Origin of the sequence: Tessaracoccus sp. MC1679 (genome assembly GCF_014164775.1) — a bacterium.
Lineage (GTDB): Bacteria > Actinomycetota > Actinomycetes > Propionibacteriales > Propionibacteriaceae > Arachnia.
Window position 1 is genome coordinate 145,305 of sequence record NZ_JACJGB010000007.1, and the last position, 16,383, is coordinate 161,687.

17 protein-coding genes and 1 pseudogene are annotated in these 16,383 nt (G+C 69.3%); 6 read left to right on the top strand and 12 right to left on the bottom strand.

All coding sequences use genetic code 11. From position 1 onward, the window contains the following. The first annotated feature begins 6 nt into the window (after positions 1-6). Positions 7-411 carry a DUF5997 family protein gene (locus tag H5398_RS12970; protein WP_182800291.1) on the top strand — a complete coding sequence of 135 codons (405 nt, stop codon included), beginning with the start codon at positions 7-9 and terminating at the stop codon, positions 409-411. 58 nt (positions 412-469) lie between these two features. Here the strand turns inward: H5398_RS12970 and H5398_RS12975 are convergent, their stop codons facing one another. The 6 genes from H5398_RS12975 to H5398_RS13000 all read right to left on the bottom strand — a co-directional run bounded on the left by H5398_RS12975 (position 470) and on the right by H5398_RS13000 (position 7,583). Further along, positions 470-1,699: an exonuclease domain-containing protein gene (locus H5398_RS12975; protein WP_182781167.1), complete on the bottom strand. Its 1,230-nt coding sequence runs from the start codon at positions 1,697-1,699 to the stop codon at positions 470-472. A 215-nt stretch (positions 1,700-1,914) separates the two neighbouring features. Beyond that, positions 1,915-2,892 (bottom strand): DUF4349 domain-containing protein, encoded by a 978-nt coding sequence (locus H5398_RS12980; protein WP_182781166.1) that lies wholly within the window; start codon positions 2,890-2,892, stop codon positions 1,915-1,917. A 419-nt stretch (positions 2,893-3,311) separates the two neighbouring features. Then, entirely contained in the window at positions 3,312-4,298 is a 987-nt protein-coding gene (locus H5398_RS12985) for an IS481 family transposase (protein ID WP_087104232.1), read from the bottom strand. A gap of 143 nt (positions 4,299-4,441) precedes the next feature. Continuing rightward, positions 4,442-4,828 carry a VOC family protein gene (locus tag H5398_RS12990; RefSeq protein WP_010534680.1) on the bottom strand — a complete coding sequence of 129 codons (387 nt, stop codon included), beginning with the start codon at positions 4,826-4,828 and terminating at the stop codon, positions 4,442-4,444. Between the two features lie 10 nt (positions 4,829-4,838). Next, positions 4,839-5,528: a helix-turn-helix transcriptional regulator gene (locus H5398_RS12995; protein WP_220489432.1), complete on the bottom strand. Its 690-nt coding sequence runs from the start codon at positions 5,526-5,528 to the stop codon at positions 4,839-4,841. Positions 5,529-5,978: 450 nt separating this feature from the next. Next, positions 5,979-7,583 carry a peptide chain release factor 3 gene (locus tag H5398_RS13000; protein ID WP_370586124.1) on the bottom strand — a complete coding sequence of 535 codons (1,605 nt, stop codon included), beginning with the start codon at positions 7,581-7,583 and terminating at the stop codon, positions 5,979-5,981. A gap of 296 nt (positions 7,584-7,879) precedes the next feature. Here H5398_RS13000 and H5398_RS13005 point away from each other — a divergent pair, with 296 nt between their 5' ends. The 4 genes from H5398_RS13005 (at position 7,880) to H5398_RS13020 (ending at position 10,905) form a co-directional block, all read left to right on the top strand. After that, positions 7,880-8,932, top strand: a complete 1,053-nt coding sequence (locus H5398_RS13005; protein WP_182800294.1) for an ABC transporter substrate-binding protein — start codon at positions 7,880-7,882, stop codon at positions 8,930-8,932. Next, on the top strand, positions 8,929-9,717 hold the full coding sequence (locus tag H5398_RS13010; RefSeq protein ID WP_182781161.1) for an ABC transporter ATP-binding protein: 789 nt from the start codon (positions 8,929-8,931) through the stop codon (positions 9,715-9,717). The genes H5398_RS13005 and H5398_RS13010 overlap by 4 nt, the downstream gene beginning before the upstream one ends. Beyond that, entirely contained in the window at positions 9,689-10,576 is an 888-nt protein-coding gene (locus H5398_RS13015) for an ABC transporter permease (RefSeq protein WP_182800295.1), read from the top strand. Before H5398_RS13010 ends, H5398_RS13015 begins: the two co-directional genes overlap by 29 nt. Positions 10,577-10,686: 110 nt before the next feature. Continuing rightward, on the top strand, positions 10,687-10,905 hold the full coding sequence (locus tag H5398_RS13020; protein ID WP_182781159.1) for a DUF2892 domain-containing protein: 219 nt from the start codon (positions 10,687-10,689) through the stop codon (positions 10,903-10,905). 239 nt (positions 10,906-11,144) lie between these two features. On the opposite strand, the gene H5398_RS13025 is transcribed toward H5398_RS13020, so the two are convergent. Then, positions 11,145-11,330, bottom strand: a complete 186-nt coding sequence (locus tag H5398_RS13025) for a hypothetical protein (protein WP_182800296.1) — start codon at positions 11,328-11,330, stop codon at positions 11,145-11,147. A 33-nt stretch (positions 11,331-11,363) separates the two neighbouring features. Here H5398_RS13025 and H5398_RS13030 point away from each other — a divergent pair. Continuing rightward, positions 11,364-11,531, top strand: a pseudogene (locus H5398_RS13030) (IS91 family transposase); the annotation flags it as partial. 175 nt (positions 11,532-11,706) lie between these two features. Here the strand turns inward: H5398_RS13030 and H5398_RS13040 are convergent. The 5 genes from H5398_RS13040 to H5398_RS13060 form a co-directional block, all read right to left on the bottom strand. Then, positions 11,707-12,009 carry a phosphoglucosamine mutase gene (locus tag H5398_RS13040; protein WP_000251875.1) on the bottom strand — a complete coding sequence of 101 codons (303 nt, stop codon included), beginning with the start codon at positions 12,007-12,009 and terminating at the stop codon, positions 11,707-11,709. A gap of 86 nt (positions 12,010-12,095) precedes the next feature. Then, positions 12,096-12,911: a sulfonamide-resistant dihydropteroate synthase Sul2 gene (gene sul2 / locus H5398_RS13045; protein WP_001043260.1), complete on the bottom strand. Its 816-nt coding sequence runs from the start codon at positions 12,909-12,911 to the stop codon at positions 12,096-12,098. A 36-nt stretch (positions 12,912-12,947) separates the two neighbouring features. Beyond that, positions 12,948-13,160, bottom strand: coding sequence for a solute carrier family 23 protein (locus tag H5398_RS13050; protein WP_220489434.1), 213 nt, complete (start codon positions 13,158-13,160; stop codon positions 12,948-12,950). Next, positions 13,157-14,503: a glycosyltransferase gene (locus H5398_RS13055; protein ID WP_182800297.1), complete on the bottom strand. Its 1,347-nt coding sequence runs from the start codon at positions 14,501-14,503 to the stop codon at positions 13,157-13,159. The genes H5398_RS13050 and H5398_RS13055 overlap by 4 nt, the downstream gene beginning before the upstream one ends. Beyond that, positions 14,478-16,352, bottom strand: a complete 1,875-nt coding sequence (locus tag H5398_RS13060) for a glycosyltransferase (protein ID WP_182800298.1) — start codon at positions 16,350-16,352, stop codon at positions 14,478-14,480. The genes H5398_RS13055 and H5398_RS13060 overlap by 26 nt, the downstream gene beginning before the upstream one ends. Positions 16,353-16,383: the final 31 nt, after the last annotated feature.

Here is a 16,383-nt window from a genome sequence, read left to right on the forward strand (position 1 = left end):
GCGGGCATGAGCCAAACCATGAAGCCGGCCACCGCGGCCGCCAAGCTCGGCATCTACCTGCCGGCCGCGCCTGAGGAGTTCCAGAACACTCCGATCACCCGGGACGACCTGGACGCCCTCCGCGAGGACCCGCCGGCCTGGCTCGTCGAGCTCCGCCGCAACGGACCGTTCCCGCGCGACGTGGTGGCCCAGAAGCTGGGCATCTCGCGTTCCGGGCTGGCCCGCGCGGGCGTCAGCGATGCGATGACCTCCGACGAGATCGGCGAACTGATCGCCGATCCGCCCGGCTGGCTGGTCGAGGAACGGGAGACACACAAGAAGGTGCTGAAGGCCCAGGCCGGCGAGCCTCAGCCCGCACCAGCCAGGAAGCCGCGATCGACTGCACCGAAACAGCGGGGCCGCTGGCGCTGACACCGGGTCGCGGCGCGGCCCGCTCCGGTGCGGGGCGACAGGATCTGCCCTGGAGCCGTCAGCTCTCCAGGTCGCGCATCATCGTGTCAAAGGCCGTCTCGTCGACGATCGGAACGCCGTATGCACGCGCCTTCGAGGCCTTGCCGCTCAACGAGTCAGGATCCCCTGCTACAAGCACCTTCGTCGACTTGGCCAGTCCTGCGGGATGCAAACCTGCCTGTCGGACGCGCGCCTCCCAGACGGATCGGTCCGCTGACATCTCACCAGTGAACGTCACCCGGTCGCCTGGCTGCAGCGTCAGCCCAGTGATCACCAGTCCCGCGGTCCCACCCTCCTCCGCCGCACTCTCGAGGGCTCCTTCGACGTCATGGGGGGCCAGCCCAAGGCACGACGCGGCACGATCCAGGTCAGCGCGCTCTTGCGGTGTCACGACACCGTCCTGCAGCGCCACTACGGCCATCGCGTGCAGGTACTCCGCGTGCAGCGCCAGGACTTGCGGCCTTGTGAGCGAGGCTGCCCCAGCGATCTCGACCAGCTGATCCTGCTCGTGGAGCGACAGGTACCCGTCGAGCATCGCCATTTCAAGAACCGCCAGGTATGAGTCCACCTGAGCGTCTGCCGACCGTGGCATGCGGGCGACTATCCGCTCCAGCCAGCCATCGGGACGCGCGGGGGCGTTGTCGGTCCGTGATCTGAAGGGCACACCGGTTGTGCCGGAACCGTGGCTGGGCCACCTGAACTGCCTGGCAGCAGCGATGGTCTCCTCCCACAGTGGCTGATGATGGCAACAGTCCAGGTACCTGGACAGGAGCTGTGCTGTGGCAAACGCGTCACCGAGGGCGCTATGTGCACCGTCAAGGTCCACCCCTGCGCAGGCGCAACAGTCCCGTAGCCGACGGCTGGACTCGCGGTAGAAGGCGGAGGACCACGCCATCGTGCAGACGGCGGGGACGGCGAGGTCCTCTACCTCGTAGCCGGCACGGCGCAGTTCGGCAGAGAGAAACCTGGTGTCGAAGCCAGCATTGTGAGCCGCAAGGATGCGCCCATCCAGGGCATCGAGCAGGGACGGTGCCACGTCGTCGAACGTGGGTGCGCCGACCACGTCGCGAGCCGTGATCCCGTGGATGCTCGAGGCGCCAACATCTCGCTGCGGGTTCACAAGGGTGCTCCAGGCGTCGTAGACCTCGCCCTCATGACTGACCTTCACGACACCGATCTCCACAATCCGGTCACCGTGTCTTGGGCTGAGCCCCGTGGTCTCGAAATCGATGACTGTGTACCCGGCCATTGGTCCCCCTCTTCCGACGGTCGACTCAACGTATCGGCAGGGTCGCACAGCGTCGCACTCGGGGTGGGTTGATCGCAGGTGACGATCTGGCGGCCCTCCGGGTGTCCTATGGCAGTGTCGCGAACGCTGTGACCACCGAACGTGCGGCCGGGACTGCGTTGTCACGGCATCATCCAGCGCCTGCCGCAGGCCATCGCGGCGATGACCGCTGCCGCTCACTCGGCCGAAGGCGAGGAGGGTCCTTCGGCATCGGAACCGGCCGGCGGGGCTGAGGGCGGCACCGGGGGCGCGGCAGGCGCGCGGCGGCGGCGCACCCACGCACGGATGGGGAAGAACAGGATCAGCGCGGGGAGCCAGAGCGGGGACGTCGCGATGAGCACGGTCAACGCCACCGTCACCACCTGTGCCGCTCCCCGAATGCCGCTGGTGATGGCCTCGACGAAGCCCCATGACTCACCGTCGGGCCGCACCACGGCGCTGGGCTCAGTCAGCTCCACCGAGACGGTCGCCATCGCGGCCTGCCGCTCGAGGTAGGTGACCTGGGCGTCGAGGGACTCGATCTCCCCGCGCACCCGTCCCAGCTCGGTTTCGATGGCCAGCATCTCCTCAACCTTCACGGCCGCCTCGAAGAACTCGCGCAGGCGCACCTCCTGGGCGCGCATGTTCTCGAGGCGGGCGGACAGGTCGACGTGTTCCTGGGTCACGTCGTCGGTGGCCTCGGACTGATACTTCACCACTCCGAGTTCGGCGACGGCGGCGACGAAGTCCTCGTAGGAGTCGGTGGGCACGCGCACGGTGATCCAGCCCCGCAGCGCTGCCCCGTCGCCGACGAGGGTGCCCCTTTCGTCGTAGTGGTACAGCCAGTCGTCGCCGGTGGCCACCTGCATGTTCGAGACGGTGCCCTCGTGGGTGCGGGCCAGGTCGCGGACCTCGGTGATGGCGTCCGCGGTGCTGTCCACCTCGAGACGCAGCGTCTTTGACCGGATGACGAGACGGTCGCCGTCGCCAGAGGTGTCCTCCTCGCCGTCCTTCTGAGGGAGTGCCCCGCTGTCGCCGCCGACGGCGGGTGCGGGTTCGACGCCGGGCATCTCCTCCGAGCTGGACCCGGATCCGGAACAGCCGGCGATCAACACTGCCATGAGGATCGCGGCGAACGCCGCCAGACCTCTCCTCAACCACACCTTCAGCATCATCGTGCCTCCTTGCAGGACGTGAGCCTGACGAGGGGCCGGATGCCGTCGTTCTGCGGTGGACACCGGCCTCGCCGTCGCTGCATCGAGCCTACACCGGGGCACATCACCGCCCCGCCCGAGGAACTGAGGACCTGAGGGGCGAGCTCGGCCCTCTAAATGTCATGCTCAGAGTCGAGTACGACCCTCAGCATGACATTTAGTGGTGTGGGGACGGTCTCGACGGGTCGAGAACCCGGACCTGCCAGCGAGGGTGGGGGACGTCAGGGCGGCACTGCCCAGCGGTGCCCAACCCGACGATCACCCAACCGGCATCCCGCCCAAGCAGACCCAGCCCCAACGCCGCCCTGCCGGCCCACACCCGGACAGACAGCGCCACAGGAGGACCGAGTGCGGGGAGACGGGGGCGATGCCCGGGCGGCCTAGCTGTACTGCCCGGAGACGTTGATCAATCGCGAGAAGGGCGGGAGGTTCCCGCAGGCCGTGTGCGGCCGGTGATGGTTGTAGTAGTGCAGCCAGTCGTCCAGCTCGCCCCGTCGTTCGGCTTCGGAGGTGTAGCAGCGGGCGTAAGCCCATCCGTCGGCCAGGGTGCGGTGGAAGCGCTCGATTTTCCCGTTGGTCTGCGGCCTGTAGGGCCGGGTGCGCTTGTGCCGGATACCGAGTTCGGCGCAGGTGTCGCGCCACAGGTGTGAGCGGTACGCGCCGCCGTTGTCGGACAGGACCCGCTCGACGGTGACGCCGCGGGCGTTGAACCACTCGACGGCTCGGACCAGCACGGCGGTGGCAGTGCGGGCGGTTTCGTCGTCGTGGATCTCGGCATAGGCGACGCGGGAGTGGTCGTCGATGACGGTATGGACGTAAGCCTTGCCCATCAACGGGTCGTAGTGCTTGTTCTTCGGCTTGTCGGGTGTAGCGGCCCGGTTCTTGTCGCCCTGTCGCCGCCCGACGTAGCGCCATCCTCCGCCGTCGGGAATGTTGCCGAGCTTCTTCACGTCGACGTGCAGCATCGACCCTGGGTGATCGTGCTCGTAACGGCGCACCGGTTCTCCCGTGGCGCGGTCGACGTGCGACAGCCGGTTCAAGTGCACGTCTGTAAGGATGCGGTGGACCGTGGACGGGGCTATCCCAAGTCGGCTGGCCAACTGCACCGGCCCCTCCCGTAGTCGCAGGCGAAGACGGACGCAGCGCCTGGCAGTCTGCTGGTTGGTCTTGTTCGGTGAGTGATGCGGCCTGGATGACCTGTCCTGCATTGGCTCGCCGGTGCGGTAGCGGTCGGCCCAGCGCTTCACCGTGGGCCAGGAGACCTGGAACCTGGCGGCGACCTCGCTGATCGGCCAGCCGTCATCGACGACCAAGCGGCCGACGATCAGGCGGTGGCGAGGGGTGAGAGCGGCGTTCGCGTGGGACATGACAAGGCCTTCCTGTGGGCATGCGCCGCCCAGGAAGGCCAGTTGCCGCCGCGGGCGGCGAGATTGTGTGGGTCAGGGCTCATTGAGATGTGCACGAACTCGTGAGCCGTGGCACATGACGGTGTCGAGGGGTGTTCCCCGGCTCAGGCTCCCGGGTAGGAGTCGAGGTTCCACCAGTGGCCATCGAAGTCAGCGACACATGCGTTGCGCCCTCCGTGGGGGGCGTCGTTGGGCTCCGTGACGGTGGTCGCGCCGTGTGCCAGGGCTGCGGCGAAGAGGCTGTCCACGTCCTCATCACTGGCGACCACCAGGTTGCAGATCCCCGGCCCGTAATGCGGGTCATCGTCCCGAACAGAGCCGAGCATGATGCCCCCGTTGTCGCGCCAGGCAAGTTGCGCATGGGCCACCAAGGTCGCGTCATCAGGATCCCGCACGATCATGGCGGTGGTGAAGCCGATGGCTTGGAGAAAGTCGATGCCTCGATCGGCGTCTGTATAGCGCAGGCAGTGGAACAGCTGTGGTGTCGTCATGGCTCTAGCCTCACGCCGGAAGCATGTCGGTGTCTTGAAGCAATGGGAAATCGCCCTTCGACTGGCGCAGCGTCCATCCAGTCATCGACTTCCATTCCCGGCACAGGTGCGGTTGGTCGCTGTAGCCGGCCATCGCCGCGACGTCCGAGGGCTGGGCGCCACGCTGGACCAAGTCTTTGGCGTGGGTGAAGCGAGCGATGCGCGCCACCTGCTTGGGCGAGAGACCGGTCTCGAGGTCGAACAGGCTTGAGAGCCGCCGTCTGGACAGGCCAACGTCCTGAGCCAGGCCGGAGATGGGGATCGTGCCTCGGGTCCGATGGATCCGCGCGAGTGCCTCGACCAGGTCTGCGCGCGGTGCATGAGGATGCTGCTCCAGCCTCTTGGTGAGGAATGCCGCCAAGAGGTGGAACCGTCGTGGCCACGTTGACTGCCGCAGCTGGTCGAGCAGGTGCCTGGGCCACGAGAGATCATTCACATCAACCATCGAGCCGGCCAGTTCCCCGGCCGGCAGCCCGAGAAGCCGACGGGTCGAGAGCGGGTGGAGCGACAATTCGAGGCCCTGCTGGCGTCCCCTCGACTGGATCAGAGCCGGAGTGGTGTGCAGGCCGGAGACTAGTAGGTCACAGAGATGCCGCGCGTCGCCATGAAGCCAGCCACAGTCGATGGGCTCTGCGAGCGACAGCACCACCGTGACGCCCATCGAGGGAACCCCGTGGTGGACGGTGTCGGTACTGGTGAAGTCGTACCCCACCCAGGAAAGGAGATGGGGGCGCAACCCTTGCGGGATAGCTGGCTGCCAGACGGGCATGCACCCACCCTAGGGAAGCCCCGGCCCAGAAACAGTCACTTGTCTGACGACCACTGTGGTGTCGCTACACGACCGCCAGGGCCGTGGCGGCTCGATCAACGTCTCCGGGCAGTACACCTAGCAACCCGACCACAGACCCCGGCCGCGACGACCTCCAGAGCATGGACAACGGCCGCCCGGGCATCGACTCACGCCTCACCGCACCCGACCACAAGAACTGCGTGAAGGTGGTAGTCACGACCCTTCGAGATGGCACCCGCGCCTTCGGCGGCGCGCCTCCTCAGGGAGCGAAAGACGGCCACGCCGCTCCTCGGGCGGCCCTCCTCAGGGAGCGATGGGCGGCTAGGCGGACGGGAGGGTGTCCTCGACGTCCGTGCTGATGGACTCCAGAACCACATGCGGATGCAGGCGCCGGAACGTCGACACCTGCCACTTCCCCGTCAACAGGGCGAGCGACGCCCCATCCTGGCGACGCTCCACGCCCTCCACTCCGGTCACCGAGTTGATGTCTCGGAGGTCGTCCGCCTTGGCGCGAAGCGCAAGCGTGTAGGGGAGCTGATCGAAGCGCACCGGCGCGTTGAACTCGTGCTCCATCCGGTGGCTGGCCACCTCGAACTGCATCGGTCCCACCGCGGCCAGGATCGGCGTCTGCCGCGACCTCGACTCCGAGTCCAGCACCTGCACCACGCCCTCCTGGTCCAGCTGCTCGATCCCCTTCTGGAACTGCTTGTGCTTCGACGGGTCGGCGGCGCGCACCACCCGGAAATGCTCGGGCGCGAACGACGGGATGGGCGGGTACTCGACGGGGTCCTCGCCGTACAGGGTGTCCCCGGCCCGCAGGGTGCCGGCGTTGACGAGGCCGATGATGTCGCCCGGGAACGCCTCCTCCATCGTCTCCCGGTCCCGCCCGAAGACGCTGCTGACGTATTTCGTCGTGAAGGACCTGCCCGTCGCGGCGTGCGTGATCACGTCGCCGCGATAGAACACCCCAGAGCACACCCGCGCGAACGCGAGCCTGTCGCGGTGGGCGCGGTCCATGCCGGCCTGCACCTTGAACACCTGGGCGCTGAACGACGCCTCGACGGCGCGCGGCTGGCCCTCCACGTCGCGCCTGGCGGTGGGCGACGGCGCCATGTCGGCCACGACGTCGAGCAGGTGCCCGACGCCGAAGTTGGAGACGGCGGCCGTGAACAGCACGGGGGTGGTGGCCTGCGCCAGGAACAACTCCTCGTCGTGGACGTAGCCGTCGGCGGCGAGCAGGTCCAGCTCCTCGCGGGCGGCGTCGAAGTCCGCCCTGTCCCGTTCCCCCACCTCGTCGGCTTTGAACCGCTCCTCGATGGCCTTGGTGCTCCCACCGGGGGTACGCGTGAATCGGACGAACTCGTCGCTCCACTGCTCGATCACGCCGTGGAAGTCCCCCGCGACACCCACCGGCCAGGTCCACGGCGTGGGCACCATGCCGGTGCGCTTCTCGATCTCGTCGAGGAGCGCGAGCGCCTCGTGGCCGGGGCGGTCCCACTTGTTGATCACGGTGATGATCGGGATGCGGCGCGAGCGGCACACCTCGAAGAGCTTCATGGTCTGGGTCTCCATGCCCTTCGCCGCGTCGAGCAGCATAATCGCGCTGTCGACGGCGGTGAGGACGCGGTAGGTGTCCTCGGAGAAGTCGGCGTGGCCGGGGGTGTCGACCAGGTTGATGATGCAGTCGCGGTAGGGGAACTGCAGCGCCGACGAGCTGATCGAGATGCCGCGGTCCTTCTCCATATCCATCCAGTCGGACACAGTGCCCTGGCGGCCGGCCTTGCCGTGCACGGCGCCGGCCTGCCCGATCGCCCGGGCGTGGAGGAGAAGTGCCTCCGTGAGCGTGGACTTGCCCGCGTCCGGGTGGCTGATGACGGCGATCGTGCGACGGCGGGCCGCCTGCGCGGACACCTCCGCCGGGCTCACCACGGGGCACCTCCGCGGCTCATTCGCGGGGCGAGGCGGGGCAGGCGGGCGCGCGCGGGGGCGCTCAGGGTGGAAAACATCTCGGTCGAGGGTACCCGGCGCCGACGGCGGGGCCGACATCGGCGGCGTCGGAGCGGACCGCCCGAGCGTGGGCCACAGCCAGATATTCCCGTGTTCAGCAGTCAGCGAAAGACCGTGCTCCCCCACGCTCAGGGCCCGTCTCACCAAGGGCGGGCGCGTTGACTGCGCCTGTGGGGGCGCTTAGCTTCCTTGTATCCCGCTCACCAGGAGACCCCATGGCCCACCGCAGCACCCGGCTGTCGCGGCGGACGGCTGCCGCCGTCGGCCTGGTGACCGCGTGCGGGCTGCTGACCGGCTGCGCCTCCACCGACTACGCCGACGACACCGTCACCATCGGATACTTCGCCAACGTCACCCACGCGCCCGCCCTCATCGCCGACGGCGCGGGCCTGTTCGACGCACGGCTGGCGGAGGCCGGGGCCACTGCATCAACGCAGTCGTTCCGGGCCGGGCCTGAGTCGCTCCAGGCGGTGCTCGCCGGCTCTGTCGACGTGGCCTACCTGGGCCCCAACCCCACCGTCACGGCCTACCTGCAGTCGCGCGGCGAGGCCGTGCGGGTCATCGCCGGCTCCACCTCCGGCGGTGCGTCGCTGGTGGTCCGGCCGGGCATCGAGTCACCGGAGGACCTCCGCGGGAAGCGGCTGGCCACCCCGCAGCTCGGCAACACCCAGGACATCGCGCTCAGGCACTGGCTCGGCACCCAGGGCCTCACGGCTACCGACGACGGCGGGGGCGACGTGAGTGTGCTCCCCCAGCCCAATTCCGCAGCTGTGCAGGCCTTCACCGCCGGTGGGATCGACGGCGGCTGGCTGCCCGAGCCCTTCGCCACCCGGCTCGTCGAGGCCGGCGGCGTGGTGCTCGTCGACGAGCGGGACCTCTGGCCCGACGGGCTCTTCGCCTCCACCACCGTGATCGCCAACCCGCGGTTCGTCGAGGAGCGCCCGGACCTGCTGCGCGCCTTCCTGGACGCCCACCTCGATGCCCTCGCACTGATCGACGAGGACCCGGTCGCCGCCCGCGACGCCGCCGCCTCCCAGATCACGGCCCTGACCGGACAGGTGATGGACCCCGGGACTCTCCGCGCCTCCTGGGAGACGCTCGAGTTCACCGTCGAGCCGCTCGCCGACACCCTCAGGGCCGCCGCCGCCCACGCCGACGCCGTGGGCCTGCTGCCGGACAAGCCCAACGACGACTTCGCCCGCCTGTGGGACCTGGCCGTGCTGAACGAGGCGCTGGACGCCCGCGGCCTGGCCGAGGTGGCCTCGTGAGCGCCGCGACGGCACCCGCGGCGCCCGCCGGGGGCCTCCGGCTCAGGGGCGTGACCAAATCGTTCGGGCAGGGCGAGCAGCGGGTCACCGCCCTCGGCGGCCTGGACCTCGATGTGGAACCAGGCGAGTTCGTCGCCCTCGTCGGCGGCTCAGGTTGCGGGAAGTCGACGATGCTCACGCTGGCCGCGGGGCTCGAGACCCCCACGTCGGGCACCATCGACGCCGGCGGCAAGGTGGCCCTGATGTTCCAGGAGTCCACGCTGCTGCCGTGGCTCACCGCTGCCGGCAACGTCGAGCTCGCGCTCCAGCTGCGCGGCGTTGACAAGGGCGAACGCGCCGCCCTCGCCCGTCAGCTGCTGGGCAAGGTCCGGCTGGGTCGCCACCTGGACAAGCGCCCGCACGAGATGAGCGGCGGAATGAGGCAGCGCGTGGCGCTGGCGCGGGTGCTGGCGCAGGACGCCGCCGTCGTGCTGATGGACGAGCCGCTCGGTGCGCTCGACGCCATGACCCGCGACCAGATGCACGACCTCATCGAGGACGTGTGGCTCGACGCCGGCTTCAGCGTGGTGTTCGTCACGCACAACGTGCGCGAGGCGGTCCGGCTGTCGGACCGCACCATCCTGATGGGGTCGCGGCCGGGGCGGATCATCCACGAACAGCGCATCCAGCTCCCCCGGCCCCGGGCCATGGAGTCCGCGGCGTGCGTCGCGTTGGCCGCGGACCTCACCCAACGACTCCGCGAGGAGGTGGCACGCCATGACGAGGCCGACTACTTCGAGATCTGACTCCCCTGCCACGGACCCGCTCGAGCCCATCGACGACGCCGCGGCCGACGCCACCGTCGAACGGAAGGCGCTGCCCCGCTGGCGGCGCGCCCTCCCCATCCTGCTGGCCACCCTGTTCTTCCTCGCGGTGTGGCAGGTGGTGGTGTGGACCGGCTGGAAGCCTGACTACCTCCTTCCCGGGCCCCTCGTCGTCCTCGGGGAACTCGCGCGGCTGGCCGCCGACCCGGAGTTCTGGCAGGCGCTCGGCCGCACCCTCACCCGCGCGGTGCTGGGCTTCGCGCTGGCGCTGGCCATCGGCACCGCCATCGGACTCGCGACGGCGAGGTCGCGGCTGCTGCGCTCGGCCATCGGGTCGCTGGTCACCGGCCTGCAGACGATGCCGTCGGTGGTGTGGTTCCCGCTGGCGATCCTGCTGCTGGGCCTCGGCGAGCAGGCCATCATGTTCGTCGTCGTGCTTGGCGCGGCACCCAGCATCGCCAACGGCGTCCTCACCGGCGTGGACCAGGTGCCGCCCGCCTACCACAAGCTCGGCGACGTGCTCGGCGCGCACGGCTGGACGCTCTACCGGCACATCATCATCCCGGCGGCGCTGCCGTCGTATGTCGCGGGGCTCAGCCAGGGCTGGGCGTTCGCGTGGCGATCCCTGATGGCTGGTGAGCTGCTCGTGGTCATCCCGGGCTCGCTCGCCCTGGGCAACCGGCTGTCGTCGGCGCAGGAGTTCGGTGACGCCACCGGGCTGATGGCGTACATGATCGTCATCCTGATCGTCGGGATGCTCGCGGACACGGCCTTCACAGCAATGTCGCGGCGGATCCGACGGCGCCGCGGCCTCGCCACCCCGTCGGAATCGCGCCCCTGAACGCACCCCGCGGTCAGTGGCAGCGGCGCTGCCCCCAGGCGGTGGTTGGGCCTCGACCCGCGATACCCGGGGGGGTATATGCTGGAGATTCCGAACGAAGGAGCCTTCACATGATCGAGTTCTTGTCCTCAACCGCAGGCCGCATCACCCGCGCTGCCATCGGTGTCGTGCTGCTGGTCGCGGGGTTCATCGTCGGCGGGGTGTGGGCGTGGGTGCTCGGCATCCTGGGCGCGGTGTTCGTGACTGTGGGCGTGGCGGACGTGTGCCTGCTCTCACCGCTGTTCGGCAAGCCCTTCAAGGGCGCCGACGTCCGCGCCTCCCTGCGATAATCCCCTCCCGCGGGCGCCCGATCGATCCCTGAGGAGGCCGACGTCGCGAAGCGACCGTCGGCCGTCTCGAAGGGTCGTATCCCCCACCTTCCAGCAGTCGATGCAACATGTCGCGACACAACCCTTCGAGACGATCCCCGGCGCTCCGCGCGGCGATCTCCTCAGGGAGCGGTGGGAACGATCACCGGCGCTCCGCGCGGCGATCTCCTCAGGGATCGGCAGGGGACGGGCCATGCCGCTCAGCGACTCGCGGGGACCTTGATGACGGGGCAGACGAAGTACTTCACGACGCCCTCGTCGACGGCGTCACCGGCCATCAACGCCATGTCCACCTCGGCCGCGCTGTCGATCACCCCGTCGCCGTCGAGGTCAGAGGACGCGATCACCGCGTCGTACCCGTTCGGGAACCTGAGGGCGTGGACCATCCAGCGTCCCCCGTTGTAGCCGGGGTCGCCGGGTGCAGCGGCTGCGGCGGCGCCATGAAAGTCATCGCCTGCATTGAAGACCCTATAGTGATCAAGCAGATCCTTGATCACCTGAAGCACAAAGCCGAAACCAGCGGGACCAGGGCGTTACCCGAAAGCCGGGCGCCACCGGCTGAGCTGCTCCTGGGTCTGTTTGACTGACGAGCCTGAAGGCCAACGATACCAATCAAAATGCTGCGTTCACAGCGCCGCGGCAGGGATCCGCCGTGCTGGTTGTCGGAAAAGGAGCCGCTAGTGGGAAAGAGGAGGGTAAATTTTCAGCGTTGCTGGCTCCCCGTCAGCCGGATTGGGTTGCATCGCAGGGGTGTCGAAAGAGTCAACTGCGGTCCAAAGCTGTTGGACTTGGGTGAAAAGGGCGTTTATTCTTCCTATACGTTGTCGGCAGCGGGCCAAAAAGGAATACGTCCATGCCCATCGAGGTGAAACCGGCTGTGAGCGCGGGTTCAAGCATATAGCCCGACAGGCGCGTATCCTTGCCGATCACGACACGATGGCGGTGGTCACCGCGACGAAAGACACGGCCAGCCGCCATGCCGACGCGCAAGGCGGTTTCCGCCGTCATCGCGCCTTCGTTGGCTTTGCCACGAATACCGTCTGTGCCGAAATATTTGCGCACCATAAGGTCGATTATCCTGTCGTCGGGTCGCCCTCAAAGGGGACATGCCTGCTGAACCGCGAATATAGAGAAATATCCCGAATGTGCAGTTAACGAATTCTTGCGGTTTCTTTCAGCGCCGCCAATACCGCCAGCCCGTCGCGCAAGGGGCGCGGCTCGTGTGTGCGGATGAAGTCAGCTCCACCTGCGGCGGCGGCAAGCTCTGCAGCGAGTGTCGCGGCCCCGACATCCCCCGGACCACGGCCTGTGAGCGCGCGCAGAAAGGATTTGCGCGAAACAGACAGAAGCACCGGCAAATCGAAGCGCAGCCGCAATTCATCGAACCGCGCCAGCACCGAGAGCGAGGTTTCGGGAGCAGCCCCCAGAAAAAACCCCATGCCGGGATCAAGGACAAGGCGGTTGCGTTTGATACCGGCACCCGTCAGCGCCGCGATGCGCGCGTCAAAGAACGCCGCAATGTGATCCATGATGTCGCCAGCGGGTGCCTCGCGCCGATCTGCCTGCCCGTCTTGCACCGAATGCATAACGACGAGTTTGGCAGATGATTTCGCCAATTGCGGATAGAACGCAGCGTCTGGAAAACCGCGAATATCATTGAGATAGGCCACACCACGCGACAAGGCATAGGCTTGCGTCGCGGGTTGATAACTGTCGAGCGAGACGGGAATGCCATCTGCCTTGAGCGCGTCCAGCACCGGCGCGATACGCGCGATTTCTGTGTCGGACGAAACAGGCGCGGCGTCGGGATTGCTGGATGCCGGACCGAGGTCGATCACATCTGCCCCCTCGGCCATCAGCTTACGCGCCTGCGCAATGGCTGCGTCTGGCGCCAGATACCGGCCTCCATCGGAGAAACTGTCCGAGGTTATGTTGACGATGCCGAAAATGATGAGCGATTTATTCATGGGGGCTTCTATAATAATAATAATCGAGCATGAGTCTCATACGGATGCTCGGGTCGAAAGGGACGCGAACAGGTCCGCGGAGATGAGGAACGCCACCTCGGAGGGGGACAGCTGGAGCGCGCGGCCCACGATCAGCGGCACCGCGATCGCGCCGGCGTACATGACCAGCACATGCTGTAGGCCGAGCGTGAACAGCTTCGGGACCGGAGGTACCTCGTCGACGGGATGAACGGCCGTGGTGCTGGTCATCGGAGACCTCCTGTGTCGGTTGCTCCTGCGCCGCGGGCTTCGGTGTCCCCCGCCAGCACCGTCCGCGCCCGCAGCGCGCCGGGCCGGGCGATGAGGTCGTCGGCCAGCCCCGCCAGGCGGGCGGCGGCGGACGGGTCGAGCGACAGCAGCCGGGCGGCCGCTGCGCGCAGCTCGTCCGGGGTGGCGCCGTTGGGATCAAGCACTTCACCGAATCCCACGTGCTCCAGCGCCGCCGCACCCGCGAACTGGTCCGTCGACAGCGGAAGCAGCAGCAGCGGGACGCCCGCGGTGAGGGCCTCGGTGACGCTGTTGTTGCCGCCGTGCGAGACCGCCAGCGCCGAGCGGGCGAGCAGCGTCACCTGGGGCAGCACCTCGCGGACCAGCCAGGACGGCGGGATCGGGCCCAGCGCGTCACGGGGGGTCGATCCGTTCGCGAGGGCCACCCGCACGTCGAGGCCGCGCAGCGCCTCCGCGACCCGCGCCAGCACATCGGCGCGCACCGACAGGAAACTGCCGAGGCTGACGTAGGCGATCGGGGCGTCATCGGAGGCGAGCCAGGCGTCGACCTCCGCGTCGGGTTCCTCGGTGCGGACGGCCGAGCCGAGGAACGCGTGCGGCCCCAGCAGGGCGGTCCGCTCGGGCGGGTGCAGCTCGCCGGGGTAGTTGAGGAGGAGCACGTCGCCGGTCTCGGCGAAGGCGTCCTCGCTGGCGACGGCTCCCGGGTCGAGGGTGGCGAGGGCCTCGTTCCACTGGGCGGTGAACTGGTCGCGGACCCTCTCGCACAGCCGTCGGAGCTCGGCCAGCGCGGTCGGGTCGGGGTGGAGGGCCCTCGGCCAGGCCGGCGGGTAGCCGTACACCTCGTCGCCGACGGTCAGCGCCGTGGGGTGGCCGAGGACGACGTCACCGTGCCTTACTTCGGCGCTCGAGAGCGCCAGCCGCGCGCTGAAGGCCAGGTGGTCGACGATCACCTGGTCGGGGCGCACGCGGTCCACGACGCGCTGCACCTCTCTGGCGACGGTGAGCGGGTCCCACAGGAGGTCGTCACCGCGGGCCGCCGCCTGGAAGGCGAGCGTCTCGACGGCGCCGCGGCGGGTGGCGTCGAAGAAGCCGCGCAGCGCATCGTCCTCCCCGCGCGGCTGGTCCTCGGCCCGGATCACGCCCGGGTTGGAGCCGCGACCCAGCTGCAGGTTCTCGCGCTCGAACCCGAACCTCCGCACGATGGCGTCGGTGGCGGGCCCGGTGGCGACGACGACACGCTCGCCGGCGTCCTGCCACGCCGTCGCCAGGGTGGCCAGCGGATAGAGGTGCGAGGCGTAATCAGGACTGATGACGAGCAGTGTCATGGGTGACCTCCCTGTAGATCGCCGCGAGCGCGGACGCCATCGTCTGGATGCTGAACTGGTCGGTGACCAGGGCCCGGGCCTTCTCGGCGCGCTCGGCGGCGCCCGGCGCAGAGGCGAGGTCGAGGGCGGACGCCAGGGCCACGCCGAGGGCGACGGGCGAACCGGTGTCGGCGAGCAGGCCGGTGACGCCGTTCTCCACGTAGGTGGCGGGGCCGCCGTCGCGCGGCGCCACCACGACGAGGCCTGAGGCCATCGCCTCAAGGATGGCGATGCCGAACTCCTCCTTGAGGCTCGCCGACACGTAGACGCCGGCGGGCGCGGCGAGCCCGGGGCGGCCCAGCCTGACCGCCGCGAGCCACGCCGCGACCACGCCGTTGGGCCGGTGTCCGGCGAGCAGGAGGCCTCGCGACGGGCCCTCGGGACGTGGCACCGCGGCGTCGATCCGGCTCAGTTGCTCGGTCTCGTCGTCGGAGGGGGTCTGCAGGTCCCCGCCCACGACGAGGAGGTTGCACCGGCCCGCGAGGGTCGGGTCGGACGCCCATGCCTGAACCAGGGTGGCCATGCCCTTGACGCGGTGCAGCCGCCCGACGGTGATCGCCAGCGGCAGGCCGCGGCGCTCGGGTGGCAGGGTGGCGAGGAGGGCGTCGAGGGCTGCGAGCGTGGTCGCGGTGGCCTCCGGGACCGGGTCGCCGCGCAGATCATCGGCCACCTCGCGGGCGGCGCGTTCGAGAGGCTCGATGTCGATGCCCTCCGCCACGGTGCTGACCCGGCGCGCGTCGTCCGGGTCGAGGTGAAGGAGGTCGCGCAGGTCACGGGCCAGGTCCGGGCGCGGGAACACGACGAGGTGCGCGGCCTGGGCGGCGAGGCTGCGCAGGAGCCGGAAGCGGAACACGAGGTGTTCGGCGTGGTCGGCGGCACCGAAAGTGTCGCGGGCGAGGGTCCCGGACGCGTCGCGGGCGGCGATCAGCGCGTGGGGATCCGGCGCGAGGGTGAGGACGGTCGGGATGCCGAGCTCGCGGGCGACCTCGGCGGCTGCCCACGACCCGACGTCGGCCATCCTCAGATGCAGGACGTCGACGCGGGCCGCCGATCGGAGGAGGCGCCGGATTCCGCGACGGGCCGGGACACGCAGCGGCCAGGCGTCGGGCGCATGCCGCACCGGCCCCGGTAGGGGCACGGACAGGTAGTGGTGACCGGGGCCGGCCAGGCCGGCGGGGATCTGCACCCGGCCCGCACTTCCCCGCGACAACGTCAGCACCCGATCGACGGCTCCCTCGGTGAGCAGCGCGTCGCCGAGGTGGACGAGCAGCGTGGCGATGCCGCCCGTATCGCCCTGGCCGGCGTGGAGGAGGGTGCCGTCGATGTCGGCGTGGAGGTAGAGCTGGGCGACGGTGAGGCCGCGCCGCTCGTCGACGGGCCTCGGTTCGTCGAGATCCTCGGGGTCATCGGGGGTCAGGCCCCACGCCTCGAGGGTGAGCTCGGCGAGGGTGCCGGTGAAACCGCCGACGGCGGCCATGGCCTCGAGCGCGGGCACGGCCTCGGGTATCCGAGGCGCACAGGACAAGGCCCAGGCGGCGTGCTCACGCAGGTGCGGCGATGGGGAGGTGAGGAGCGGCACCAGCAGGCCTGCGGCCGTGGCTGCCCCTGCGGCGGCAGCGTGCACCGCGGCGATGGCGGTGAGGTCGTCACCAGCGGCCCCGATGGCATCCCGGAGGGGCTCGGCCGCTGCGGACCCGTCGAGGCGGGCGGCTGCGGTGAGGGCATCCATGAGGTCCAGCGCTGCGAGCAGCGTGGGAGCGCGACGGACTGCCTCAAGGATTTCCAGGGTGCTGCCCGCGTGGGGACTCATGCGCACACGCTAGCGGGTGCCGCGTCCTCGG